This is a genomic window from Mesorhizobium sp. WSM1497, assembly GCF_001672455.2.
Lineage (GTDB): Bacteria > Pseudomonadota > Alphaproteobacteria > Rhizobiales > Rhizobiaceae > Mesorhizobium > Mesorhizobium ciceri.
This window is the reverse complement of record NZ_CP021070.1, coordinates 5,122,101-5,146,757: the sequence shown is the minus strand read 5'-3', so window position 1 is coordinate 5,146,757 and position 24,657 is coordinate 5,122,101. Positions and strand designations below refer to the sequence as shown.

At 64.6% G+C, this 24,657-nt stretch carries 25 protein-coding genes; 18 read left to right on the top strand and 7 right to left on the bottom strand.

The window, feature by feature from the left end; all coding sequences use genetic code 11:
* Nucleotides 1-7: 7 nt before the first annotated feature.
* Genes A9K65_RS25265 through A9K65_RS25255 form a run of 3 tightly spaced genes read left to right on the top strand, consistent with a single transcriptional unit; the run spans nucleotide 8 to nucleotide 3,782 of the window.
* A complete protein-coding gene (locus A9K65_RS25265; protein WP_064994143.1) occupies nucleotides 8-1,396 on the top strand; it encodes a pitrilysin family protein in 1,389 nt (462 codons plus the stop codon).
* Nucleotides 1,396-2,916, top strand: coding sequence for a pitrilysin family protein (locus A9K65_RS25260; protein ID WP_245321899.1), 1,521 nt, complete (start codon nucleotides 1,396-1,398; stop codon nucleotides 2,914-2,916). Before A9K65_RS25265 ends, A9K65_RS25260 begins: the two co-directional genes overlap by 1 nt.
* Nucleotides 2,913-3,782, top strand: coding sequence for a patatin-like phospholipase family protein (locus tag A9K65_RS25255; RefSeq protein WP_064994144.1), 870 nt, complete (start codon nucleotides 2,913-2,915; stop codon nucleotides 3,780-3,782). The genes A9K65_RS25260 and A9K65_RS25255 overlap by 4 nt, the downstream gene beginning before the upstream one ends.
* A 40-nt stretch (nucleotides 3,783-3,822) precedes the next feature.
* On the opposite strand, the gene A9K65_RS25250 is transcribed toward A9K65_RS25255, so the two are convergent.
* On the bottom strand, nucleotides 3,823-4,365 hold the full coding sequence (locus tag A9K65_RS25250; RefSeq protein ID WP_064994145.1) for a dihydrofolate reductase family protein: 543 nt from the start codon (nucleotides 4,363-4,365) through the stop codon (nucleotides 3,823-3,825).
* A gap of 187 nt (nucleotides 4,366-4,552) precedes the next feature.
* On the bottom strand, nucleotides 4,553-5,122 hold the full coding sequence (gene efp, locus A9K65_RS25245) for an elongation factor P (protein ID WP_013532351.1): 570 nt from the start codon (nucleotides 5,120-5,122) through the stop codon (nucleotides 4,553-4,555).
* A gap of 117 nt (nucleotides 5,123-5,239) precedes the next feature.
* On the opposite strand from efp, the gene epmA reads away from it, so the two are divergent.
* Together epmA and A9K65_RS25235 are read left to right on the top strand one after the other, a co-directional pair.
* A complete protein-coding gene (gene epmA / locus A9K65_RS25240) occupies nucleotides 5,240-6,280 on the top strand; it encodes an EF-P lysine aminoacylase EpmA (protein ID WP_064994146.1) in 1,041 nt (346 codons plus the stop codon).
* A gap of 111 nt (nucleotides 6,281-6,391) precedes the next feature.
* Complete coding sequence (locus tag A9K65_RS25235) at nucleotides 6,392-7,642, top strand: FAD-dependent oxidoreductase (protein ID WP_064994147.1); 1,251 nt, start codon at nucleotides 6,392-6,394, stop codon at nucleotides 7,640-7,642.
* Nucleotides 7,643-7,665: 23 nt separating this feature from the next.
* On the opposite strand, the gene A9K65_RS25230 is transcribed toward A9K65_RS25235, so the two are convergent.
* Complete coding sequence (locus tag A9K65_RS25230; RefSeq protein ID WP_013532348.1) at nucleotides 7,666-8,082, bottom strand: VOC family protein; 417 nt, start codon at nucleotides 8,080-8,082, stop codon at nucleotides 7,666-7,668.
* A gap of 166 nt (nucleotides 8,083-8,248) precedes the next feature.
* Here A9K65_RS25230 and A9K65_RS25225 point away from each other — a divergent pair, with 166 nt between their 5' ends.
* From A9K65_RS25225 to lpxK, 6 genes are all read left to right on the top strand, one after another.
* Complete coding sequence (locus tag A9K65_RS25225) at nucleotides 8,249-9,592, top strand: TldD/PmbA family protein (RefSeq protein WP_064994148.1); 1,344 nt, start codon at nucleotides 8,249-8,251, stop codon at nucleotides 9,590-9,592.
* Entirely contained in the window at nucleotides 9,579-10,382 is an 804-nt protein-coding gene (locus A9K65_RS25220) for a 3'(2'),5'-bisphosphate nucleotidase CysQ (RefSeq protein ID WP_013532346.1), read from the top strand. The genes A9K65_RS25225 and A9K65_RS25220 overlap by 14 nt, the downstream gene beginning before the upstream one ends.
* Before the next feature lie 103 nt (nucleotides 10,383-10,485).
* Nucleotides 10,486-10,731, top strand: a complete 246-nt coding sequence (locus A9K65_RS25215) for a DUF4170 domain-containing protein (protein WP_013532345.1) — start codon at nucleotides 10,486-10,488, stop codon at nucleotides 10,729-10,731.
* 5 nt (nucleotides 10,732-10,736) lie between these two features.
* Nucleotides 10,737-11,528 carry a lysophospholipid acyltransferase family protein gene (locus A9K65_RS25210; RefSeq protein ID WP_013532344.1) on the top strand — a complete coding sequence of 264 codons (792 nt, stop codon included), beginning with the start codon at nucleotides 10,737-10,739 and terminating at the stop codon, nucleotides 11,526-11,528.
* A complete protein-coding gene (gene waaA / locus A9K65_RS25205; RefSeq protein WP_064994149.1) occupies nucleotides 11,525-12,841 on the top strand; it encodes a lipid IV(A) 3-deoxy-D-manno-octulosonic acid transferase in 1,317 nt (438 codons plus the stop codon). Before A9K65_RS25210 ends, waaA begins: the two co-directional genes overlap by 4 nt.
* Before the next feature lies 1 nt (nucleotide 12,842).
* On the top strand, nucleotides 12,843-13,868 hold the full coding sequence (lpxK, locus tag A9K65_RS25200; RefSeq protein ID WP_064994150.1) for a tetraacyldisaccharide 4'-kinase: 1,026 nt from the start codon (nucleotides 12,843-12,845) through the stop codon (nucleotides 13,866-13,868).
* On the opposite strand, the gene A9K65_RS25195 is transcribed toward lpxK, so the two are convergent.
* Nucleotides 13,865-14,098 (bottom strand): DUF2093 domain-containing protein, encoded by a 234-nt coding sequence (locus tag A9K65_RS25195; protein WP_013532341.1) that lies wholly within the window; start codon nucleotides 14,096-14,098, stop codon nucleotides 13,865-13,867. The two genes, lpxK and A9K65_RS25195, sit on opposite strands and share 4 nt — an antisense overlap.
* A 77-nt stretch (nucleotides 14,099-14,175) precedes the next feature.
* Between A9K65_RS25195 and A9K65_RS25190 the strand changes: the two genes are divergently transcribed.
* Nucleotides 14,176-14,811, top strand: a complete 636-nt coding sequence (locus A9K65_RS25190; RefSeq protein ID WP_245321897.1) for a hypothetical protein — start codon at nucleotides 14,176-14,178, stop codon at nucleotides 14,809-14,811.
* A 39-nt stretch (nucleotides 14,812-14,850) separates the two neighbouring features.
* Here A9K65_RS25190 and A9K65_RS25185 read toward each other — a convergent pair whose 3' ends face one another.
* A complete protein-coding gene (locus A9K65_RS25185) occupies nucleotides 14,851-15,777 on the bottom strand; it encodes a LysR family transcriptional regulator (protein WP_064994152.1) in 927 nt (308 codons plus the stop codon).
* A 92-nt stretch (nucleotides 15,778-15,869) separates the two neighbouring features.
* On the opposite strand from A9K65_RS25185, the gene A9K65_RS25180 reads away from it, so the two are divergent.
* The 4 genes from A9K65_RS25180 to A9K65_RS25165 all read left to right on the top strand — a co-directional run bounded on the left by A9K65_RS25180 (nucleotide 15,870) and on the right by A9K65_RS25165 (nucleotide 18,369).
* The gene (locus tag A9K65_RS25180; protein WP_064994153.1) at nucleotides 15,870-16,763 is read left to right on the top strand and encodes a DMT family transporter; all 894 of its coding nucleotides are present in this window, start codon (nucleotides 15,870-15,872) and stop codon (nucleotides 16,761-16,763) included.
* A gap of 84 nt (nucleotides 16,764-16,847) precedes the next feature.
* On the top strand, nucleotides 16,848-17,723 hold the full coding sequence (locus tag A9K65_RS25175) for an alpha/beta hydrolase (RefSeq protein ID WP_064994154.1): 876 nt from the start codon (nucleotides 16,848-16,850) through the stop codon (nucleotides 17,721-17,723).
* A 57-nt stretch (nucleotides 17,724-17,780) separates the two neighbouring features.
* Nucleotides 17,781-18,107 (top strand): hypothetical protein, encoded by a 327-nt coding sequence (locus A9K65_RS25170; RefSeq protein ID WP_024504825.1) that lies wholly within the window; start codon nucleotides 17,781-17,783, stop codon nucleotides 18,105-18,107.
* Nucleotides 18,108-18,117: 10 nt separating this feature from the next.
* The gene (locus A9K65_RS25165; protein WP_084015896.1) at nucleotides 18,118-18,369 is read left to right on the top strand and encodes a hypothetical protein; all 252 of its coding nucleotides are present in this window, start codon (nucleotides 18,118-18,120) and stop codon (nucleotides 18,367-18,369) included.
* A gap of 72 nt (nucleotides 18,370-18,441) precedes the next feature.
* Here A9K65_RS25165 and mutL read toward each other — a convergent pair whose 3' ends face one another.
* Both mutL and A9K65_RS25155 read right to left on the bottom strand, forming a co-directional pair.
* Entirely contained in the window at nucleotides 18,442-20,316 is a 1,875-nt protein-coding gene (gene mutL / locus A9K65_RS25160; RefSeq protein WP_064994156.1) for a DNA mismatch repair endonuclease MutL, read from the bottom strand.
* Nucleotides 20,317-20,390: 74 nt separating this feature from the next.
* Nucleotides 20,391-21,293, bottom strand: a complete 903-nt coding sequence (locus tag A9K65_RS25155) for a LysR substrate-binding domain-containing protein (protein WP_013532333.1) — start codon at nucleotides 21,291-21,293, stop codon at nucleotides 20,391-20,393.
* Between the two features lie 90 nt (nucleotides 21,294-21,383).
* On the opposite strand from A9K65_RS25155, the gene A9K65_RS25150 reads away from it, so the two are divergent.
* On the top strand, nucleotides 21,384-22,934 hold the full coding sequence (locus tag A9K65_RS25150) for a trimethylamine methyltransferase family protein (RefSeq protein WP_064994157.1): 1,551 nt from the start codon (nucleotides 21,384-21,386) through the stop codon (nucleotides 22,932-22,934).
* 42 nt (nucleotides 22,935-22,976) lie between these two features.
* Nucleotides 22,977-24,626, top strand: coding sequence for an ABC transporter substrate-binding protein (locus A9K65_RS25145; RefSeq protein WP_064994158.1), 1,650 nt, complete (start codon nucleotides 22,977-22,979; stop codon nucleotides 24,624-24,626).
* Nucleotides 24,627-24,657 lie beyond the last annotated feature (31 nt).

Genomic DNA, 24,657 nt, shown 5'->3' with positions numbered 1-24,657 from the left:
GCCGTTGATGACATCCAGGATTGAATGGCTGCGGGGAACGCTGTTGGCGACCTCCTTGGCTTTTGTCACGACCAGCCCAGTGCTGGCCGAGAGCCCCGTCTTGCCCAACACGGTTCCGGCCGAGTTCAAGGTCACGGATTTCCTGCTCGACAACGGCATGGAGGTGGTCGTCATTCCCGACCACCGTGCGCCGATCGTCACCCACATGGTCTGGTACAAGATCGGCAGCGCCGACGAGCCGCCCGGCAAATCCGGCATCGCGCATTTCTTCGAACATCTGATGTTCAAGGCAACGACCAACCATGCGGCCGGCGAGTTCGACCGCGCCGTCTCCGATATCGGCGGCTCCAACAACGCCTTCACCTCCTACGACTATACCGCTTTCCACGAGACGGTGGCGCCGTCGGCGCTCGAGCTGATGATGAGCTTCGAGGCTGACCGCATGCGCAACCTCATCCTCACCGACGATGTCATCAAGACCGAGCGCGACGTCATCCTCGAGGAGCGCCGCTCGCGTATCGACAACAGCCCCGAGGCTGTGCTGGACGAGGAGGTCGATGCGACGCTGTGGCAGAACCAGCCCTATCACATTCCGGTCATCGGCTGGATGCAGGAGATGCAGCAGCTGAACCGCGTCGACGCCACCGCCTTCTACGACAAATACTACCGGCCCAACAACGCCGTGCTGATCGTCGCCGGCGATGTCGAACCGGACACGGTGCGGGCGCTGGCCGAAAAGACCTATGGCAAGGTGGCGCGCGGCCCCGATCTGCCGCCCCGCATCCGCCCGGTCGAGCCGGAGCAGAACACCAAGCGCACGGTCACGCTCTCCGACGCGCGCGTCAGCGTGCCGAGCTTTTCCACGCAATGGGTGGTGCCGTCCTATCATTCGGGAAAGCCGGGCGAGGCGGAAGCGCTCGACCTCTTGGCGGAGATCCTCGGCGGGGGCAATCGCAGCCGGCTGTACCAGGCGCTCGTCGTCCAGCAAGGTATCGCATCCAGCGCCGGCGCCTTTTTCCAGGGCACCATGCTCGACGACACCAACTTCACCGTCTACGGCGCGCCGCGCGGCGATGCCAGGATTTCCGACGTCGAAGCGGCAGTCGATGCGGAGGTGGTGCGCATCGTCAAGGATGGCGTGACGCCATCGGAACTGGAAAAGGCCAAGGACCGCTATGTCAGGTCGATGATCTTTGCCCGCGACAAGCAGGATTCCATGGCCAACATCTACGGTTCGACGCTGGCCACCGGCGGCAATGTGCAGGACGTCCAGCAATGGACGGACCGCATCCGCAAGGTCACCGCAGACGAGGTCAAGGCGGTCGCCGCGCGCTATCTGGTGCTCGCCCGGTCGACGACCGGCTATCTCTTGCCGCAGCAACAAGCGGGGAATTGATGATGAATTCGATCCCCATGAGCGAGGCAGCCCCCTCATCCGGCCGCTTCGCGGCCACCTTCTTCCCGCTGGGGAGAAGAGGCTGGCGCCAGCGCTGGCAAGCTCCTCTCCCCGTCGGGGAGAGGTCAGCCGAGCAAAGCGGAGGCTGGGTGAGGGGGAGCGCCGGCTTCCGCGATTGGTCGCTGCCGACGATTGCCGCATGGCGTGCCCTCACCACCCTCTTTCTCTCCATCCTCTTCCTCATCCTGCCGGCGCTCACCGCGCGGGCCATGGAGATCCAGTCCGTCACCTCCCCAAAGGGCATCACCGCCTGGCTGGTCGAGGATTATTCCGTGCCGGTCGTCGCCATCCGCTTCGTCTTTGGCGGCGGCTCGACGCAGGATCCTGTCGGCAAGGAAGGACTGGCCAATCTAATGACCGGCCTGTTCGACGAAGGCGCCGGCCCGCTCGATAGTGAAGACTTCCAGATCAAGCTCGACGATGCCGGCGCCGAGATGAGCTTCGACGAGAGCCGCGACGGCATCTACGGCTCGATGCGCATGCTGGCCGAGCAGCGCGACCAGGCCTTCGACCTGCTGCGGCTGGCGGTCAACGAGCCGCGCTTCGACCAGTTGCCGATCGACCGCATCCGTTCCCAGATCCTGTCCGGCATCATCGCCGGCGAAAACGACCCGGACACGGTGGCGCAGAACAAATGGGCGCGCGCCCTCTATGGCGACCATCCCTATTCCCGCTCCGATCAGGGCACCAAGGAAAGCATCGCCGCCATCACGTCCGATGATCTGAAAGGCCTGCACAAAGCGGTGTTCGCGCGCGGCGGCCTGCATGTCGCCGTGGTCGGCGCCATCGACGCGGAGACGCTGAAGAAGAAGCTCGACATGGTGTTCGGCGACCTGCCGCAGAACCAGGCGCTGAGGCCTGTGGCCGATATCGACCCGAAGCTGGCGCAGCATATCGAGGTCGACTACGACCTGCCGCAGACCTCCCTGCAGCTCGCTTTTCCCGGCGTGAAGCGCAAGGCGGCGGATTTCTTCCCCGCCGTGCTGATGAACGAGATCCTCGGCGGCGGCACCTTCACCTCGCGCCTGTTCCAGGAAGTGCGCGAAAAGCGCGGACTGGCCTACAGCGTCAACTCCTCGCTGATCAACCAGGACCACGCCAGCGCGTTGATCGTCAGCACCGGCACCCGCTCCGACCGCGCGGCCGAGACGCTGGGCATCGTCCGCGATGTGGTCAAGCAATTGGCCGAGCAAGGCCCGACCGAAGCGGAACTGGCGGCGACCAAGAAATACATGATCGGCGCCTACGCCATCAACAATCTGGACTCGTCCAGCGCCATCGCCTCGACATTGGTCGAGTTGCAGCTCGACGATCTCGGCATCGACTACATGCAGCGCCGCGCCGGCTACATCAACGCGGTGACGCTCGAACAGGTCAAGGCGGCGGCGAAAAAGCTGCTGACCACCGAGCCGACCATCATGGTCATCGGCCCGAAACTGGCCGGAGCCGGCAAGGGATGAGCCCCACCTTCGGCATCGCCTTCGGCGGCGGCGGCGCGCGCGGGCTGGCGCATATCCATGTCATCGAGGCGCTGGACGAGCTGGGCATCAGGCCGGTGGCCATAGCCGGCTCGTCGATCGGCGCCATCATGGGTGCCGGCATGGCATCGGGTATGGCCGGCAAGGACATCCACGACTACGCCCGCTCGATCCTCGGCCGCCGCGCCGAGGTGGCCAGCCGCATGTGGCGGGCGCGGCCGGGCACGATAGCCGAAGCCATGCAGAACGGCATCCGCGTCAGCCAGTTCAATGTCGAGCGCATCCTGAAAGCCTTTCTGCCCGAGGCCATCCCCGAAACCTTTGCCGAGCTGAAAATCCCGCTGAAGGTGACGGCGACCGACTATTTCGGTCACAAGCTGGCCGTCTTCGAAGACGGCGACCTGCACTCCGCGCTGGCGGCGTCAGCGGCCATTCCCGCCGTGTTCCGTCCGGTGATGCGAGACGGCAGGCTGCTGATCGACGGCGGCATCTACAACCCCGTGCCGTTCGACCTGATCGAGAACGACGCCGACATCATCATCGGCGTCGACGTCGTCGGCGCACCGGAAGAGGCCGACCGCAAACAGCCGACCTCCGTCGACCTGATGTTCGGCGCCACGCAATTGATGATGCAGTCGATCATCGCCAACAAGCTGAAGCAATGCCGCCCCGACATCCTGGTCCGCCCGGCAGTGTCGAGATACCGCGTCCTCGATTTCCTGAAGATCGACGCGCTGATGAACGAGACGGTGGATATCAAGGACGAGCTGAAGCGGCAGGTGGAGAAGGCGGTGGAGGCGAGGAATAGCGCCGCCATCAAGGGGAGACGGGGCAAGCAGGTCGGGTGAGGATGCATCTTCCCCATTCGATCTGAAAGGCTCCAACCGATTACGACTTCGCCGCCACCGGCGCATACTCCAGCGCCACAACGCCGTTGCTGAACGGCATCGCAGAAATCAATTCCAGCGCCACCGGTTCGCCGCCTGGGAACAGCGGCTTGCCCTGGCCGACGGTGCCGGGATAACTGAGCAGCCTGACGCGGTCGACCAGGCCATGGCGCAGCAATTCCTGCGCGACGCTGAGGCTGCCATGCACATAGATGTTGCCGCCGCTGCCTTGCTTCAGCGTCCTGACCGCTTCCGGCAGCGGTCCCTTCAGCAATTCGGCAGGCTTCCAGTCGAGCGCCTTCAGGCTGTTCGACGCGACATATTTCGGCAGCGCGTTGAACCGTTCGGCAAAATCTCCGGTTTCCGTCGGCCAGGAGCCGGCAAAGATCTCATAGGTCGTGCGCCCCAAAAGCATGGCGCCGCTATCGGCAAGCTCGTCCTCCTTGAACCTGTTCATCTCGTCGTTCCAGGTCACGCTTGGCAGCTTCTCGACCTCGGCAATGCCATCGACGCTGATGAATTCGGTGACGATAAGTTTTCGCATGGCGTTCTCCTTCTTCGCTCAAAGGACGGACCGCGCAGGGTGTTTGCGACATGCTTCGTGAAAAATATCACTGTGCGGGCGGAGGCGCCGCGTTCAAGGGGAGACAGCGGAAGAGGACAAGGGTGAGCCCTGGTGAAACGCAGGGCTGGCCGGTAAACCCGTAACCCCGTAACCCCACCGCTCGTCTTCAGTCCTTCGCCCGCTCCACATAAGCCCCATCCGCCGTCATCACCACCACGCGGGTGCCCGGCGCGATGTGGGGGGGCACCAGGGTGCGTACGCCGTTGGACAGCACGGCCGGCTTGTAGGACGACGAGGCCGTCTGTCCCTTGGTCGTCGGCTCGGTTTCCACCACTTCGAAGGTGGCGCGCTGCGGCAGCACCAGGGAAATGGCAATGCCGTTGAACTGCGACACCTGCACGGCCATGCCTTCCAGCAGGTAAGGCGCCATGTCGCCGACCACGGCTTCCGACACCGCCACCTGGTCGTAGGTTTCCGGGTTCATGAAGTGAAAGCCTTCGCCGTCGCGGTAGAGGAAGGTGTGCTCGCGCTCTTCGACATAGGCGCGCTCGACCTGCTCGGTGGTGCGGTAGCGTTCCGAAACCTTCACCCCGTCGCCGATGCGGCGCATGTCGAGCTGCGTTACCGGCGTGCCCTTGCCTGGGTGGATGTTTTCGGCAAAGAGGATCACATAAAGCTTGCCGTCCTTGTCGACGACATTGCCTTTGCGGAGCGAACTGGCGATGACTTTCACCACGGTTTTAAATCCTGCAAGAAGAGTTGACTGGCGTTTGCCGGCTAGTGCGGCGCTGGATGGGGGCCTACCGCATCTTGGCCGCCGCCGCCAGCCCCCTTCCACCATGTTCCGAGCCGCATGACCGAAGCTTCGCCCTGGTGGACGCCTGACGTTCACGCCGACCGCCGCCCGCGGCTGATGCTGCGCAATGGCATCGCCGCCGGCCTGCGCGACTGGTTCGCCGCCCATGATTTCGTCGAGGTGCAAACGGCGGCGCTGCAGGTCTCGCCCGGCAATGAGGCGCATCTGGCGGCTTTCGCCACGGAAGCGGTCGGGCCGGACGGTGCAAGGGCGCCACTCTATCTGCACACCTCGCCGGAATTCGCCTGCAAGAAGCTGCTCGCCGCCGGTGAAACCCGGATTTTCAGCTTCGGTCCGGTCTATCGCAACCGCGAGCGCGGCCCCTTGCATCATCCCGAATTCACCATGCTCGAATGGTACAGGGTGGGCGAGGCCTATGAGAGCCTGATGCTGGATTGTGCGGCCTTTCTGGCGCTGGCCGCGACAAGGACAGGGGCGACTCTTTTCTCTTTCCGGGGCCGCGACTGCGATCCGTTTGCCGAGCCGGAACGACTGACGGTGGCGGACGCTTTCGCCCACCATGCCGGCATTGATCTGCTGGCCACGGTCGCCGCCGACGGCAGCACCGACCGCGACGCGCTGCACGCCGCCTTGACCCATGCCGGCCTGCGCACCGCGCCCGACGACAGCTGGGCCGATCTGTTCAGCCGGGTGATGGTGGAAAAGGTCGAGCCATTCCTCGGGCAGGGGCGCGCGACCATCCTGTGCGAATATCCTGTGGCCGAGGCGGCACTGGCGCGGCCGAGCCAGCGCGACCCGCGCGTCGCCGAGCGTTTCGAGCTCTATTGCTGCGGCGTCGAACTCGCCAACGGCTTTGGCGAACTGACCGACGCCGACGAGCAGCGCCGGCGCTTTGTTATCGAGATGGACGAGAAGCAGCGCATCTATGGCGAGCGCTATCCGCTGGACGAGGATTTTCTCTCAGCCCTTGCCATCATGCCGCCGGCCAGCGGCATCGCGCTCGGCTTCGACCGGCTGGCGATGCTGGCGACCGGCGCGCAAAAAATCGAGGACGTGATCTGGACGCCTGTCGCCTGAGGGCGGAAAGATCTGGCCTATTCGATTCCAGGGATCAAGACTGGACCGTGACCCCGAACCAAGAGACCACATGATCGGTACTGGATTCAAGGTCAATCGGGAAGATCTATAGTGGCTGCTTCTGAAACGGTCGAAATCGCCATTGTCGGCGCCGGAGTTGTCGGGCTGGCGACGGCACTTCGCCTTGTCGCGGACGGCCGCGAAGTCCTGCTCATCGATCCGAACGAGCCGGGCTCAGGCGCGTCGTTCGGCAATGCCGGAACGATCGCCGAATATGCCTGCATGCCGGTCGGCACTCCTGCGGTGCTGCGGGCTTTGCCAAAGCTGCTGCTTGATCCCGACAGCCCGTTTTCGCTGCGCTGGCCGGCGCTGCTGCAGCTGGCGCCATGGCTCGTCCGGTTCATGCGGCAATCGCTGCCGGCGGCCACCCGGGCCAATGCGCTGGCGCTCGCCGGACTGCTGGCCGACGCCCTCCCGGCCTGGGAAGACATGGCCGGGGAAGCCGGGCTGGAGGACCAGCTGCGCCGCAATGGCTGTCTTTACCTCTATCGCCGCTTGAGCGATTTTGCCGCTGGCGCCGGCGGCCGGGCAATGCGCGCTGGGTTTGGCATCCACCAAGAGGTCCTGACTCCCGAAGAGGTGGCGGCGCTTGAGCCGGGCCTGCCGGCGACAGCAGCGCATGGCGTGTATTTTCCCGACTCGATCAATGTCACCGATCCGGCAATGGTGATGCGGCGGTTGCTGGGCGCGGTGAGTGCCCGTGGTGCATCGGTGAAGCAGGCAGAGATCACCGGGCTGCAGGTCGAGGCTGACGGTGTGCAGCTCAGCGGACCCGGCGTTCGCATCAAGGCTGGCACGGTGGTGATCGCCGCCGGTGCACGGTCGCGCGCACTGGCCGCGCAGGCCGGCGACAGGATTCCGCTCGAGACCGAGCGCGGCTATCATCTGGAATTCCAGACCGACGCGCCGCTGCTCAACCGACCTGTCTGTCCCGTCGATCTTGGTTTCTACCTGACGCCGATGGCTGGCCGCTTGCGGGTCGCCGGCACCGTCGAACTCGGCGGCCTGGTCGCGCCGCCAAATCCGCGCCGGCTGGCGCTGCTTGACCGTGGCGCCAGGCAAATTTTTCCCAGGCTCGGCTCGCCTGCCTCGCAATGGCTCGGCTTCCGGCCGTCCCTGCCGGATTCCAGGCCGGTCATCGGCGCTTCGCGCGGCAGCTCCCGCGTAATTCATGCTTTTGGGCACGGCCATCTCGGCCTGACGCTGGCTCCGATCACCGCGCGGCTGGTCGCCAACTTGATCGGCGGACGCGGCGATCCGGCTCGGCTCGCACCTTTCGCGGCGGGCCGTTTCGGCCGTTGATCGATGGATGCCCTCGATCTGAGCTAGTGCGCGAAAACCTGCTCCAGCGAGCGAAAGCCCTTGAATTCCAAGGCATTGCCCGAGGGGTCGCGGATGAACAGCGTTGCCTGTTCGCCGGGCTCGCCCTTGAAGCGGACCATCGGCCGTTCCAGCCAGTCGATGTCGTCGCGCGCCTCCAGCCGTGTCGCCAGGCGCTGCCAGTCGTCCATCAAGAGCACCGCGCCGAAATGCGGGATCGGCACGACAATGCCGTCGACCTTGCCGTCGCTGGGGGCCTGTGCGGCCTGCGGCCGCAGATGCGCCGACATCTGGTGACCGTAGAGGTCGAAGTCGACCCAGGTCGCTGACGAGCGGCCGATCGCGCAGCCCAGCACCTCGCCATAGAAAACGCGGGTTTCATCGAGATCACGGACCGGGAAGGCGAGATGGAAAGGCGTCATCGAAATGCTCCGTGCAGGCTGCGAACCGATTTTGCGTCACAGGGTTCGCGGTTTGAACCGTCCGCCCTGCATTTTGATTGAAGCCTATGCCATTGCACAAGCCGGACCGGAACAATAGATGGGTGGGCAACGGCCGCACACCGGCCGCACCAGCAGGATTTCAGGCATGACCGACATATCAGACGCAGCAAAATTGACCGACCGCGTCGCGGCCCTGGTCGAGGCTGCCAAAAAGGCCGGCGCCGATGCCGCCGACGCGGTGGCCGTGCGCGGCCGCTCGACCGGTGTGTCGGTGCGTCTCGGCAAGGTCGAGGCTACCGAAGCTTCCGAAAGCGAGGATGTGGCGCTGCGCGTTTTCGTCGGCGGCCGCGTGGCGAGTGTCTCGGCGACAGCGGCGTCCGACCCGAAAACGCTGGCCGAGCGCGCCGTGGCGATGGCGAAAGTGTCGCCGCAGGATCCCTATCAAGGGCTGGCCGATCCGGCATTGCTCGCCAAACAGACGCGCGATCTCGACCTGTTCGACGCCACCGAAGTGTCGGCAGACCAGTTGAAGGAAGCCGCATTGGCGGCGGAAGCGGCAGCGCTTGCCGTCAAGGGCGTGACCAATTCGGCCGGCGCCAGCGCCGGTGCCGGGCTGGGCGGCCTGGTGCTGGCCACCTCGCACGGCTTCCTCGGCCACTATGTCGGCTCGCGTTTTTCGCGCTCGGCCAGCGTTATCGCCGGCGAGGGCACCGGCATGGAGCGCGACTATGAATTCTCCTCGCGCCAGCATTTTGCAGATCTAAATGCGCCCGAGGACATCGGCCGCAAGGCCGGCGAGCGCGCCGTGCGCCGCATCGGCGCGCGCAAGGCGGCGACCGGGCCGGTCGACGTGGTGTTCGACCCACGCGTCGCGCGCGGCATCGCCGGCCATCTCGCCGGCGCCATCAACGGCGCCTCGGTCGCGCGCAAGACCTCGTTCCTGCGCGATATGATGGGCAAGCAGGTGGCCGCCTCCGCCATCACCGTCACCGACGAGCCGCTCCGGCGGCGTGGCCAGGCCTCGCGTCCGTTCGACGGCGAAGGCGTCGAGGGCGAAAAGCTGTTGATGGTCGAGAAGGGCGTGCTCAACCACTGGTTCCTGTCGACCTCGGCTGCAAGGGAGCTGGGCCTCGTCACCAACGGCCGCGGCGCACGCAGCGGCTCCTCCGTGACGCCATCCTCCACCAATCTCGCCATCGAACCCGGCGAGCGGTCGCCGGAAGAGCTGATCAAATCGCTCAAGACCGGCTTCTACGTCACCGAGGTGTTCGGCCAGGGCGTCGACATGGTCACCGGCGAATACAGCCGCGGCGCTTCCGGTTTCTGGATCGAGAATGGCGAACTGGCCTATCCCGTCGCCGAGGTCACCATCGCCTCGAACCTGAAGACGATGTTCCTCAACATGGTCCCGGCCGATGACCTCGACCGCAATTTCGGCACCGCGGCGCCGACGCTCCTGATCGAAGGCATGACCCTTGCCGGAGCATGACCTGACCACTGCCGGAGCCACCGAAGACTTGCCGCTGCTGCGCGATGCCGCCCGCGAGGCGGGGGTGATCGCCATGCGCTACTTCGGCAACAGCCCGCAAGTCTGGATGAAGGGCGGCACATCACCGGTCAGCGAGGCCGACCACGCGGCCGACGCCTATCTGCGCGAAACATTGCTGGCGGCGCGGCCGGATTATGGCTGGCTGTCGGAAGAGACAGTTGACGATCCGGTCCGGCTTTCGGCACGCCGCACCTTCGTCGTCGACCCGATCGACGGCACGCGCGGTTTCCTGGAAGGCCAGCGCACCTGGTGCGTCAGCGTCGCCGTCGTCGAGCATGGCCGCACGCTGGCCGGCGTGCTGGAATGCCCGGCGATGGAGGAGACCTATTGGGCGCTGCCCGGCCAGGGTGCTTTCCGCAACGGCAAGCGCATTGCGGTTCGCAAGCTGGCGGAAACGGCCGAGATTTCCGGGCTGAAGCAGTTGACCGACCTGATGCCTGCCGAATGGCAGGCGCGGCTGAAGCGGGCGCCTTACAGCCCTTCGCTCGCCTATCGGCTGGCCATGATCGCCAATGGCGCGCTGGACGCCACTTTCGTCAAGCCGAACGCGCATGACTGGGACATTGCAGCGGCCGACCTCATCCTGCGCGAGGCCGGCGGCCAGCTGCTCGACCAGCATGGCCGCGCTCCACTTTATGCCGGCGAGGTGACTCGTCACGGCGCCCTTGCTGCCGGCAGCGGTGAATTGCTGGCCGTGCTCGCCGGCGTCATCGCCGGTCTGGACACGTGAAAGCGTTTTCCCCGGCGAGATGAATTCATCTCGCCCTAAAGGTTCCAAAGTCGGCGGCTTTGGTCTAGACCTGTGACAAACTCACGATATGTGAAGGACCGACATGGCCGCGGAAGACGGAAAGAAACAGCTTTTGCATCTGGTGTTCGGTGGCGAACTGAAGAAGCTTGGCGGCACCGAATTCCGCGATCTCGACGGGCTCGACATCGTCGGCATCTATCCCGACTATCAATCCGCGCACACGGCGTGGAAAGCCAAGGCGCAAGCCAGCGTGGACAACGCTCACATGCGTTACTTCGTCGTTCATCTGCACCGGCTGCTGGACCCCGACAACAAGGCTGCCGGTTGACTTCGATGGAGCATGACCTGGCGAAAGGGCCAGCAAGCGATGCCGCGCCCACGGGCAGGGGACGCAGCCGCACGACCAAGGCCTTCTGGCGCAAGATTCGCCAACCGCTTGCGCAGTCGCGATTCGTCAAGAACGCCATCGCCAGCCTGTTCGCCCAGTTCGTCCGCTTCGTGCGCCTCACCAATCGCGTCGTCGAGGGATCGGCACGGTTTTCGGGCGGTGCCTATACCGAGTTCGAGCCTGGCATCATCGCCTTGTGGCACGGCCAGCATCTGCTGACGCCTGCCTATTATCCCAAGCGCAAGCCGCTGGTCGCCATGGTTTCGCGCAGCGCCGATGCCGAGCTCAACGCCTTGATGCTGGAAAAATTCGGCATCGAGGCGGTGCGCGGCTCGGGCGGGCGGGAAAATGCCAGGCACCTCGACAAGGGTGGGGCAAAAGCGCTTATCGCCCTGAAAAAGTCGCTCGCCGTCGGCAAGAACGTCGCCATGATCGCAGATATTCCGCACGGCACGCCGCGAGACGCAGGACTTGGTATCGTTCTCCTGGCTCGCCTCTCGGGCCGGCCGCTTGTGCCCGTCGCCATCACCACCAGCCGCCGCAAGGTGCTGGAGAAGAGCTGGGACAAGACCACCATCAACCTGCCGTTCGGCCGTTCGTCGATCGTCATCGGCCAGCCGATCTTCGTGGCGGCCGGCGCCGATGACGCCGAAATGGAGCGCAAGCGCCAGGAAGTGACGACAGCGCTCAATGCCGCGACCGCCGAGGCTTACCGTCTCGTGGATGCTCCGCGATGAGCGGCCGCTGGGCACGGGCCATGCTGTCGGCTTACCGATTCGCGGGTGCGGCAGCCTATCCGCTGGTCGGGCCCTACGTTGCCTGGCGCACCTCGCGCGGCAAGGAAGACCGCTACCGCCGCCGCGAGCGCTATGGCGTCGCCGGCCGCGCGCGCCCCGACGGGCCGGTGATCTGGATCCATGCCGCGAGCGTCGGCGAGACCATAGCCGTCGTGCCGCTGGTCGAAAGCATCCTCGACTACGGCGTCAACATCGTGCTGACGACCGGCACGGTCACTTCGGCGCAGGTCGCCGAAGAGCGGCTCGGTGACCGCATCATCCATCAATATGTACCGCTCGACCTCAAGCCGGCGGTCAGCCGGTTCCTCGATCACTGGCAGCCGGATCTGGCAATCATCGCCGAATCCGAGATCTGGCCGATGACCATCCTCGAGCTTGGCGCGCGACGCGTGCCGCAGGTGCTGGTCAATGGCAGGCTGTCCGACCGCTCGTTCAAATCGTGGAAGAAACGCGCCAACATCGCCGAGGCGCTGTTCGAGAACCTGGCTCACGTCGTGGCGCAGTCCGATGTCGATGGCGAGCGGTTTCTCGCGCTCGGCGCGCGGCCGGTGACGGTGTCGGGCAACCTCAAGGTGGACACGTCGCCGCCGCCGGTCGACGAACGGGCGCTGGCGACACTGCGGCGGCAGATAGGCACCCGCCCGACCTGGGCGGCGATCTCGACCCATGACGGCGAGGAAGTGGTCGCGGCTGAAGTCCACGCGACGCTGCACAAGCGCCACCATGGTCTTCTGACGATCGTCGTTCCGCGTCATCCCGATCGCGCCGAGGCGCTTGCGGCGCAGATTTCCGGCATGGGCCTGAAGGTCGCGCGGCGCAGCAAGGGCGACAGGATCACGGCCGACACCGACATATTGCTTGGCGACACGATCGGCGAGATGGGGCTCTATCTCCGGCTGACGGAAATAGCCTTCGTCGGCCGCTCGCTGACCTCCGAGGGTGGCCAGAACCCGCTGGAGCCGGCCATGCTCGACACGGCGGTTCTCGCCGGGCGCAATGTGCAGAATTTTCGCGAGGCCTACCAGCGTCTGCTCGACAGCGGCGGCGCCAAGCTGGTGCGCGATCGCGACATGCTGGCCGGCGCCGTCAATTTCCTCCTGACCAACGAAGTGGCGCGCCACGAGATGATGGCGGCAGGCATTGCGACCGTCGACGAGATGCGCGGTGCGCTGGCGCGTACGCTGAAATCGCTTGAGCCCTACATCCAGCCGCTGGTCGTCAAGTCGCGCCTGAAGGGCGCGAACGGGCGCTAGCGTGGCCTCCGAAGCACCACCATTCTGGTGGGAGGAGCCGGACTGGCGGGTCCTGGCACTGTCACCGCTGTCGGCCATCTATGCGGCTGCCGCCGGCCGCGGCATGCGGCGGGCCAAGCGTGAGAAGATCGAAGCGCCTGTTCTGTGCATCGGCAATTTCACGGTTGGCGGCACCGGCAAGACACCGGTGGCCATCGCGCTCGCCAAGCAGGCCAAGCGCATGCATCTCAAACCAGGCTTCCTGTCGCGCGGCCATGGCGGCTCCTTCGCCGAGCCGCACGTGGTCGATATCGACCACGACAGCGCCCGGCATGTCGGCGACGAACCGCTGCTGCTCGCCGAACACGCGCCGGTGGCGGTGACGCCGAACCGCGCCGCCGGCGCCCGGCTGCTGCTGGAACGGAATGGCTGCGATTTCCTGATCATGGACGATGGCTTCCAGAGCGCCCGCATCCACATCGACTATGCGCTGGTCGTGGTCGATGCGCGCTACGGGATCGGCAACGGCCGCGTCATTCCGGGGGGGCCGCTCAGGGCCAAAATTGTCGACCAGCTGGTTTTCACCAGCGGGTTGTTGAAAATGGGCGGGGGCACTGCCGCCGACAGCGTGGTCCGCCAGGCGGCACGCGCCGGCCGGGCGATCTTCGAGGCCCATACAGAGCCAAGCGGCAAGGCAGGGCTTGCCGGCAAGCGGTTCCTCGCCTTCGCCGGTATCGGCCATCCCGAGAAATTCTTCGACACGGTGCGCGAGGCCGGCGGCGAACTGGCATTGACGCGGCCGTTTCCGGACCATCATTTCTATGCGGAGGACGAACTTGCCGAGCTGGCGGCGACCGCACGCACTGAGGGGCTGGTGCTCATCACCACCGCCAAGGACGCCGCCCGGCTGCGCCACGGCGCCTCACAGGACTTTCTCGACCGGCTCGAGGTGCTGGAGATCGACACGGTCTTCGAACTCGATCACGTTCCCGAGCGCATCATCGACGAGACGCTCGATGCCTGGCGCCAGCGCAAGCTGAAGGGTTAACTGCGCTTACGCAGCTCCGGATGCATCTCGATTTCACGGCGCAGCGAGGCGGTGGCGCTGATATAGGGCTCTTGCCTTGCGACGCTCCAGTATTTCAACTCGTCGAGCGGAATGCTTTCGCCTGTCACCGCGCAGCGCACGAACGCGCCGGGGCTGGTAACCTGGAAGTCGCCATCCAGGTAGCGGATGCGGGCTTCCTTGCCGCCGGGGCCTTCGAAACGGTTCATCATGCGGGGACGCCAGGGTTCATGAGGATTTCATCGCCATAAATTCCCGGCGAGGTCAAGCATGAGACAAGCCTGAGACAATGCTGAACGCTTATTGTGAAGCGGAAAAATGTCGTTGGTGGGCCGCAATGGACGTTTCCTCCACTCGTCTTCCCGCCCTGCTTAGGGAAGTGATGACGCCGCAAGCCGTGCCCTCGGGGCAGGCTGATCCAGTGATGACGGCACTGGTCAAGGCGCTGGTCCAACCGCCGGCGCCGTCTCTGCTCGCGCAGCAGACAGCGCCGGCGCTGTTGATTTTGCCGGCGGCGCCGATGGCCGTCAAATCGCAGCAGATCGCATCCGCTGGCATCGTCGATGCCTATCTTGCCCAGCTTGAGACGGGCGAAGAGGCGGCGTTGGCAACAGTCGTGGCGAGAAAGGCAAAACCCGAAGCCGAAACGCTGCGAGCCTTCTTGCCGCCTTCGACAACCGCCAATGACAATGCCTCCGCCAGGGTTGCGGGGCTGTCATTGCTGTCGCTTATCCCGGCGCAGGCTCCAATCCCGCGCAACGCTGCCGCCCTGGGTACGCCGGCGGGCAGGCACAGGCCGGCCAATCAATCCCATGGTGCGGTGCCGAACCCTGAGCAGTTGCTGGTGAAAATTGGCTTTGTTTCGATAATGGCCGGTTTGCTGGGAGCGGTGATCCTTGGGTTCGTTTTGTTGTTGCTTCGCTGAGCTTCGAATCGGCCGGTTTTCCATATAGGTCCGGAAGGTCTATCGCTCGGCTTCGATAAACGCCTCGATCTTGTCCTGGGCCAGCCCGGCCTCTGCCGCGATGCGGCGGGCGAGGTCGGCGGCGGCGGTACGCGGCCGCCCCATCGGCCGGTCGAGCCAGTAGGATACCGGGTTGAGGGCTGTGCGCTCATCGACGGGAGTGATGCGGCCCGATTGTAATTGATGTCCGGTCAGCGGCGGGCGGGCCAGCGCGATGCCGAGCCCATAGGCGGCGGCGTCGAGCACCAGATTGTAGTCCTCGAAGCGGCGGTCCTGCGGGCGCGGGCGGTAATCCATGCCTTGCGCGGCAAACCAGGCGCGCCAGGCCGACGCGTCGGAATCATTGATCAGCGGATATTTGAGCAGCCGGGCAGGGTCGCCGCGGCCGATCTCGCGGGCAAGCTCAGGTGACGCGACGGGAAAGACATGTTCCTCGAAAAGTTGCACCGAGATGCGGCCCGGAATGCCGCCGCGTCCACAACGGATCGAGAGGTCGATGCCTTCATCGGCAAGGTCGGCCTGGCGGATGTCGACATCGAGCACGATGCGCAGCTTGGAGGGATTGTTCTCCAGAGCCGCCATGCGCGGCATTAGCCACAGCCCGCTGACGGAGGGGATCGAGGTCAGCCGCACCACCGCCGTGCCACGCGGCTCGACCCAGCGGTCGGAATGGGTCGATATCAGCGCAAAGGCTTCCGCCGTGCGCAGATGCAGCCTGTTGCCTTCGATCGTCAGCGAGACGCCGCGCGCACCACGGTCGAAGACTTTCAATCCCAGCCAGTCCTCGAGCTTGGCGATCTGCCGGCTGACGGCGCCATGGGTGATATTGAGCTTTTCGGCGGCCGCCGAAAAGCTGCCTGTTCGCGCCGCCGCATCGAAGGCGCGCAGCGTTTCGAGCGGCACCATTGTGTCCGAGCTGTGATCCATAGTCACAGGTGATCCTCGATTTCGTCGTTTGTCAACCGGGGTGAAAAGGCGTTTTCTGCCTTTCAGGACCGAAGAAATACGAGGGCGGTGAGATGAGCGAGATAACGGGCACGTTGAATTCGACACAGCGAATGGACACCACGGCAGCCATCGCGGTGGCGCTGACGCTGGTTGGTTGGGCCTCCGCCTTTCCCGCTATCCGAGCCGGTCTCGCCGCCTTCGGCCCACTGGAACTGGGTGCGTTGCGCTTTGCCATCGCCGCTGTGCCGGCGGCGATCTTCCTGGCCGTCAAGCGCCCGGCGCTGCCAAGGCTCGACGAAGTGTGGCGCCTGGTCTTTGGCGGCGCCATCTTCGTCGCGCTCTACACCGTCATGCTCAATTTCGGCGAACTGACCGTCTCGGCCGGTGCCGCCGGCTTCATCATCAATGTCAGCCCGATCTTCACCGCCATCATGGCGATGGCATTGCTGGGCGAGCGCTTCTCAGGCGTGGCCTGGATCGGTACGGTGATTTCCTTCGCCGGCATAGGCATCATCGCCATGGCCGACGGGCATGGCCTGTCGTTCAACACCAGTGCTCTGTTGGTGCTTGGTTCGGCCTTGTGCTCGGCCGTCAACACCATCGTCCAGAAGCCGCTGTTTGCCCGCCATCATCCATTGACCATTGCGGCTTCGAACATGGTGCTCGGCGCACTATGCCTGGCCCCCTTCCTGCCGTCGGCCTTTTCGCAGGCGGCGGTCGCCGACACAGCAGGCCTCGGCGCCGTCATCTTTCTCGGCATCGTGCCCAGCCTCATCGCCTATGCCGCCTGGGCGACCGCGCTGTCGCGTCTGCCGGCGGCACGAGCCTCCAACTTCCTCTATCTGGTCTCGCCGATGTCCGCGCTGATCGGCTTCTTCTGGCTGGGCGAAGTTCCCACTCTGCTCGGCATAATCGGCGGCGCGCTGGCGCTGGGCGGTGTCATCGTGGTGAATTTGAAGAGATGAATATTGCCGACCGCCCGCTTCCCCCATTCGGAACGATCCCTCGATCAAACGCGTTTAGCCGAGGTTTGTTCAACGGAGGTCCGAATGCCGGGTGCAACGACGCACCGACGCATGCAACTGGATGATCTATCCATTTTTTATCGCGAGGCAGGGCCGTTAGAAGCACCTGTCTTGCTCTTGCCGCACGGCTATCCCTGCTCTTCATTCCAATTCCGCCGACTGATGCCGGCGCTCGCCGACCGCTGGCGGACGATTGCATTCGACTGGCCTGGCTTCGGATACAGCGGCACACCCGATCCGGTCACCTTCGGCTATGATTTCGACGCCTATTGCGACGTGCTTTCCAAGCTTGCCGATGAATTCGGTCTCCAACGCTACGCCTTGTGGCTGCACGATTATGGCTCGCAGATTGGACTCCGGCATGCGATCTCGCACCCGGAGCGGATCAGCGCCCTGATCATCCAGAACGGCGACATCTACGAGGACGTGCTTGGACCCAAATACGCCACGATCAAGGCCTGGTGGACCGACAAGACGCCCGGCAAGCACCGTCCGCTCGAGGCCGCGGTAAGTGAGGACGGGTTCCGGGCCGAGTTCATCGGGGAAGTGGCTGACGACGTCGCCATGCGCGTGCCGCCCGATCTCTGGAGCCTTCACTGGCCACTGATGAACACGCCGGTTCGTCGGCAGATCGCCGTCGGTCTGATGGAGAAGCTGGAAGCCAATCTCACCTGGTTTCCGCGCTACCAGGCTTATTTGCGTGAACACCATCCGCCCACGCTGATCCTTTGGGGGCCAGAGGATGGCTATATGCCCGCGGCGTCGGCACGGGCCTATCATCGCGATCTGCCCGATGCGGAACTGCATCTGATCGAAGGGGCGGGTCATTGGCTGCTCGAGACACATTTCGACGACGCGCTGCCGCTGGTCCGCGATTTCCTGGCTCGTGTTCACGGCTGATCACAACTAGCGTCCGCTATGCCCAGTTTGCTGTCCGCCTGACTGAAGGAGAACCTCATGCCGACCACACCGACCATCGCGCGCATCTGGCGCGGTCGCACCCGCCGCGACATCGCCGACGCCTATGAGCCATACCTGCGTGCCGAGGGTATTCCGCCCCTCGAGAAGACGGCGCTTGGCGTCCAATTGCTGCGCGAGGACCGTGATGCCGAGACGTGGTTCACAACCATCTCGTATTGGGCCGACATGCAAGCGATGACCGCCTTTACCAAAGGCGAACCGACCAAAGTCCATCATCTGGACCGCGATGCCGAGTTCCTGATCGAGCTGCCGGAGCGGATCGAAATCCATCGGATACTTGTCGATCGTCGGGGACTGCGCTGAGCGCCGATCGGTGGTTCGCAACCTCTTCTTCTTCGCGGTGATATCGCTGATCTGGGGGCTGACCTGGGCCGCGATCAAGCTCGGTCTCAATGACGCGCCTCCGCTCCCGCTGGCGGCTGCACGCTATTTGCTGACCGCTTTGGCGGCAGGAGCCTGGCTCTTCGGCGAGGCGGTCGGCTGGGCTGAAATCACCGGTGCGATCCTCCTGCTGACGGCGGCTGCGATCGCGCTACTCAGGCCGCTGGGCGAAAATCGCGGGTGACCACATTGTCGGCCGGCCTCCTGACCTGCCGACCTCGAGCGGCGAAGCGATAGGCCCGCAATCCGTCCGCAGCTATCGCCGTCCGAAAAGCCGTTCGATATCCGCTAGCTTGAGTTCGATATAAGTGGGGCGGCCGTGGTTGCAGGTGCCGGAGCCGGGCGTCGCCTCCATCTGCCGCAGCAGCGCGTTCATCTCCTCGGCCTTGAGCAGGCGGCCGGAGCGCACAGAGCCGTGGCACGCCATGGTCGCGGCTATCTTGTCCAGCCGCTCCTTCAGCGTGTCGACCGTGTCGTTGTCGGCGATCTCGTCGGCGAGGTCGCGCACCAATTGCTGGACATTGGCCTCGCCCAGCATCGACGGCGTCTCGCGCACCGCGACAGCGCCGGGGCCAAAGCGCTCGATGCCGAGACCGAAGCGGGCCAGCGTTTCCGAATGCAGCGCAAGCCGCTCCGCATCCTCCTCCGGCAGGTCGATGATCTCGGGCAGAAGCAGCATCTGCGAGGGCACCGGGCGCGAGTGCAGCGCATTCTTCAGCGCCTCGTAGACCAGCCGTTCATGCGCCGCATGCTGGTCGACGATGATGAGCGAATCCCTGGTTTGGGCGACGATGTAGTTCTCATGCACCTGCGCACGCGCCGCGCCCAGCACCGCGCCAAGCAGCGTCTCCGTCGCCTCATCCTGTCCGGCGCGCGCATCGGCTCTGGCAAGCGGGCCGGCATCGAACGCCGCCTGATCGTTTTCACGCAAACCGCGATGTTCGAAGCCCGAGCCTTCGAAGCCCATGTCGAGCGGCCGCTGCGGCGATCGGGCCGCGTCGAAGCCGGACGGGCCCGACGCGCGGTAGGCCGCGTCGTAGCTGCGGTGGCCGTTTGCCGGTCCGCCGTGGCCGTAGGATGCGGCCCCTGGCCGGAACGCCGCCATCATGCCGGCGGCACCCGTGGTGGCGGCGCGGACGCCGGCATCGGCCAGTGCTTGCCTGATTGCGCCGACGATCAGCCCGCGCACAAGGCCGGGATCGCGGAAGCGCACATCGGCCTTGGCTGGATGGACATTGACGTCGACGATGGCCGGATCGAGCGTCAGGAACAGTACCGTCACCGCGTGGCGGTCGCGCGGCAGGACGTCGGCATAGGCGCCGCGTATGGCGCCGGCGATCAGCTTGTCGCGCACTGGGCGGCCGTTCACATAGGCATATTGCTGCAGCGCGTTGGCGCGGGTGAAGGACGGGATCGACACGTGGCCGGTCAGATGCACGCCATCGCGCATCGCGTCGAGGGCAATGGAATTGTCGGGAAAGTCGGCGCCCATCACCTGGGCGACACGACGCAGGCTGCCTTCCGCGCTGTCGTCCGCCGCCGGCAATTCCAGCGTCGAGCGGTCCGAGCCGGCCAGCGTGAAGCGCACGGCGGGGAAGGCGATGGCGATGCGCTTGACCACATCGCTGGTGGCCGAGCTTTCGGCGCGTTCGCCCTTCATGAACTTCAATCGGGCCGGCGTTGCGAAGAACAGGTCGCGCACCTCGACCGTGGTGCCGCGATTGGCCGCCGCCGGCCTGACAGGCAGGACGCGGCCACCCTCGATGCCAATCTCGGCGGCGCTGTCGCTTGCTGCCGTGCGCGAGCGGATCGAAAGTCGCGACACCGAGCCGATCGACGGCAGCGCTTCGCCGCGGAAGCCCAGCGAGCGAATGTCGTTGATATCCTCGGTGAGCTTGGAGGTGCAGTGACGTGCGATCGCCAGCGCCAGCTCCCGTTCGGGAATGCCGGAGCCGTCATCGGTGACGCGGATCAGGTTCAGCCCGCCGCCCGATGTGACGATCTCGACGCGCGAAGCACCGGCATCGAGCGCATTCTCGACCAGTTCCTTGACCACGCTCGCCGGACGCTCGATGACTTCGCCGGCGGCGATCTGGTTGATCATCGTTTCGGAAAGCTGGCGGATGGGCATGGCGGCACTATAGGCGGATTCGCGTCGCGCGGGAGGGGCAGAATTGCGCCAGCGGTGGATCAGTGGAAAACGACTTATGCCTGCGCCGCCAGCCAGTCGCGCACCTTGCGGGCGTTGTCGCTGAGCTCCCGGTTCTTCGGCCAGACGACATAGAAGGCCTTGCCGGTCTTCAGCACATGATCCGTCACCGGCACCAGCAGGCCCGACGCCAGCAGCCGCTCGGCGAGATGCCGCCAGCCGAGCGCGATGCCTTGGCCTTCCATGACACCCTGGATCACCAGGCCGTAGTCGTTGATGCGTAGGCCGCGCGCGGTATCGCTGAGATTGGCGCCCGCAGACTGGAACCATTCGTCCCAACTGGCCGCCTCGCGATACGGCTCCTCCAGATGGATGAGGCGGTGCGTGGCCAGTTCGGCAGCGGATCTGGGCAGGCCGAACTTTGCCGCATAGCTGGTGCCGGCGACGGGAAATATCTCCTCGTCAGCCAGCGGCAACGAATGATAGTCCGGCCAGTCCCGCGGCGCGCCGCCGCGCACGCCGAGCGGGATGCCTTCCGCGATGATGTCGAGGTCGCGGTCGGCGGTCTGGATACGCAGGTCGATGCCCGGCAGCTCGTCACGGAACTGCTGCAGGCGCGGCATCATCCAGAACGAACCGAACGCGGTCGAGGCGGCCAGCGTGACATGACCGCCGGTCGCCTGCAGGCGCAGATCCTCCGCCGATTTGCGGATGTGCGAAAGGCCGAGCGAGACGTCGGCATGGAAGCGCTCGCCGGCCTCGGTCAGGAGCACCTGGCGGTGGCGGCGCTGGAACAGCTTGGCGCCGAGCTGTTCTTCCAGTCCGCGCACGGCATAGGAGACGGCGGCCTGCGTCATGCCCAGCTCGCGCCCGGCGGCGGTGAAGCTCGACAGCCGCCCGGCCGCCTCGAAGACGATCAGGCTGCCGGCCGAAGGCAGAAGGTGGCGCAAGCTTCGCATAAGCTGAGCTTATACAAGAGATCAGGATTTTCCAGCGTCACATCACCATTTTGTCGCGCTAGGCTCCTTCATGAGTGGAATGGAGTTGCCATGAACGCACCGGCCCCCGAAGTGACCGAACATGCCAACCGCCGCAGTGGCGGCCGCCTGGGGCGCAAGGCCCTGCGCGGAGCCCCCGTAACGTCGTTCCCGACGCTGGTCCGCCAGATCCCCGTCTACCAGATGGTCCCGGATGAGGCGGTCGAGCTGATCCACGAGGAGTCGCTCTTGATCCTCGAAGAGGTGGGATGCGAGTTCCGCGACGACGAGGCTATCGCACTGTGGAAGGCGGCGGGCGCGGATGTCTCGGAAACCCGTGTGCGGATCGACCGGGCCCTGCTGATGGAACTGGTGTCGAAGGTCCCGTCGGAGTTCACGCTCAATGCGAGGAATCCGCAGCGCACGGTGCGGGTGGGCGGCAACAATACCATCTTCGTGCCGATGTATGGCGCGCCCTATGTTCGCGATCTCGATAACAACAGGCGTTACGGCACGCTCGCCGACCTCAACAATTTCCACAAGCTCGCCTACATGGCGCCGGCGCTGCATTCATCGAGTTCGGTCATTTGCGAGCCGATGGAAATCGCGGTACCGAAGCGTCACCTCCACATCATCCATTCCGCGCTTAAGTATTCCGACAAGCCGTTCATGGGCATCGTCACGTCCAAGGAGCGGGCGGAAGACACGATGGCGATGGCAGGCATCGTGTTCGGAGAGGATTACGTCCGCGACAATCCGGTCCTGGTGTCGATCACCAACTGCAATTCGCCGCTGGTGTGGGACGCCACCATGCTGGACGCGATGAAGGTCTATGCGCGAAGCAACCAGCCGCTGATCCTCGCACCCTTTGCACTGTGCGGCGCCTCGACTTCGGCGTCCGCCGTGGGCGCTGTGGCACAGGTCAATGCGGAAGCGCTGGCGGGCGTCGCCTTCACGCAACTGCTGCGCCCAGGCTCGCCGCAGATCTACGGACAGTTCATGGTCACGGTGGACATGAAGACCGGTGCTCCGATGGGCGGCACGCCCGAGGCGGCGCAGATGATGTATCTGATGGGAGCGCTGGCACGGAAATACCGGCTGCCGTGGCGCACCTCCGGCTTCCATGTCGGGTCGAAGCTCAACGACGCCCAGGCTGGTTACGAGGCGAACATGCTGATGCATGCCGCCATCCTCGCCGGCGCCAACTACATCTGGCACTCCGCCGGATGGCTCGAGGCCGGCCTGACCTGCGGCTATTCGAAATTCGCCACCGACTGCGAACAGCTCATCGGCTGGTACAAATATGCCGGCGGCCTGCCGTTCGACGATTTCAAGGAAGCCATGGCGGCAATCCGCGAGGTGGGACCGCAGGGCCATTTCCTCGGTACCCAGCACACGCTGGAACATTTCGAATCCGCCTTCTTCATGCCCTCGATCATGGACTTCAATTCGTTCGAACAGTGGAAGGCAGAAGGGGCGAAGGACCACGACACGCGCGGCCGCGAGAAGGCGCGCAACATGCTGGCGGATTACGAGGAGCCGAAGCTCGACGAAGGCATCGCCGATGGCCTGATGGATTTCATCGCGCGGCGCGAGGAGAGGCTGCCGGACAGCGTCAGTTGAGGCGAAGAACCAAGATCAAAGGGAACCAGACGGGAGGAAAAAATGGCATTCTTCAGAAGCAGTGGCGATCGCGTGCCGAGCGCTATCGAGGCAATGGCGGTCGAAGCACGCGCGGGTCGTGTCGACCGGCGCGAGTTCCTGGCGCTGGCAAGCGCCTTCGGCGCATCGACGGCTCTTGCCTATGGCATGATCGGCCTTGCCGTGCCGGATCGGGCCTTGGCCGAAGAGCCGAAGAAAGGCGGAACGCTGCGCGTCTCGATGTCGGTGAAGGGACAGAAGGATCCGCGCACTTACGACTGGGTGGAACTGGCGAACATTTCGCGCTGCTGGCTGGAGCCGCTTGTCCGCTATACCAGGCAATTCACCTTCGAGCCGGTCCTGCTCGAAAGCTGGGATATCAACGACGACGCCACCGAATACGTGCTGCATGTGCGCAAGGGCATCACGTGGAACAATGGCGATGCCTTCAACGCCGATGACGTCGCTCACAATCTGACCCGCTGGTGCGAGAAGAATGTCGCCGGAAATTCCATGGCCGCCCGGGTCGGCGCGCTGATCGACGCAAAGACCGGCAAGGCCAGGGATGGCGCGATCACCAAGGTCGACGACAATACGGTCAAGCTGAAGCTAAGCGAACCAGACATTTCACTGATCCCGAATTTCACCGACTATCCGGCGCTCGTCGTCCATCGCAGCTTCGATGCCGAGGGTGCCGATCCGATCAAGAAGCCGATCGGCACGGGACCGTTCGAACTGGTCTCCTACGATGTCGGCCAGAAGGCGGTCGTCAAGCGTCGTGAGAATGGCAAATGGTGGGGTGGTGAGGCGCCGCTCGACACGGTCGAGTTCGTCGACTACGGCACCGATTTCAACGCCACCGTGAACGCGTTCGAATCCGGTGAGATCGACCTCAATTTCGAGTCGCCGGCCGACTTCATCGACATTCTCGACAAGATGGATCTGGTGAAATCTGAGGTGGCGACGGCGACGACGCTGGTTGCCCGCACCAACATCACCCACAAGCCCTACGACGACAAGCGGGTGCGCAACGCCCTGCAAATGGCCGTCGACAACAATGCGGTCCTCGAACTCGGTTATGCCGGGCGAGGCACCCCTGGTGAAAACCACCACGTCGCCCCGATCCATCCGGAATACTATGCGCTGCCCAAGAAGACACGCGACGCCGCCGGCGCCAAGAAGCTGATGGCGGAAGCCGGACAGGCTGACTTCGAGCATGAGCTGATCACCATCGAGGACGATTGGCAGAAGAATACCGGCGACGCCATTGCCGGCCAGCTGCGCGATGCCGGGATCAAGGTGAAGCGCACGGTGCTGCCGGGTTCGACCTTCTGGAACGACTGGACGAAATATCCCTATTCGATGACGATCTGGTACATGCGCCCGCTTGGCGTGCAGGTGCTGGCGCTCGGCTATCGCACCGGCGAGGCCTGGAATGAATCGGCATATTCCAACCCCGATTTCGATGCCAAGCTCAAGCAGGCGCTTTCGCTCATCGACGTGGAGAAACGACGCGAGGTCATGAAGGATGTCGAGCAGATCCTGCAGGATTCGGGCGTCATTATTCAGCCCTTCTGGCAGAAGCTCTACAGCCACATGAACAAGAAGGTGAAGAACTATGGTGTCCACCAGACATTCGAGATGGACCTTCAGAACGTCTGGCTGGACGGCTGAAACAAGGTGCTGCAGGACTTCATGAGCCGCA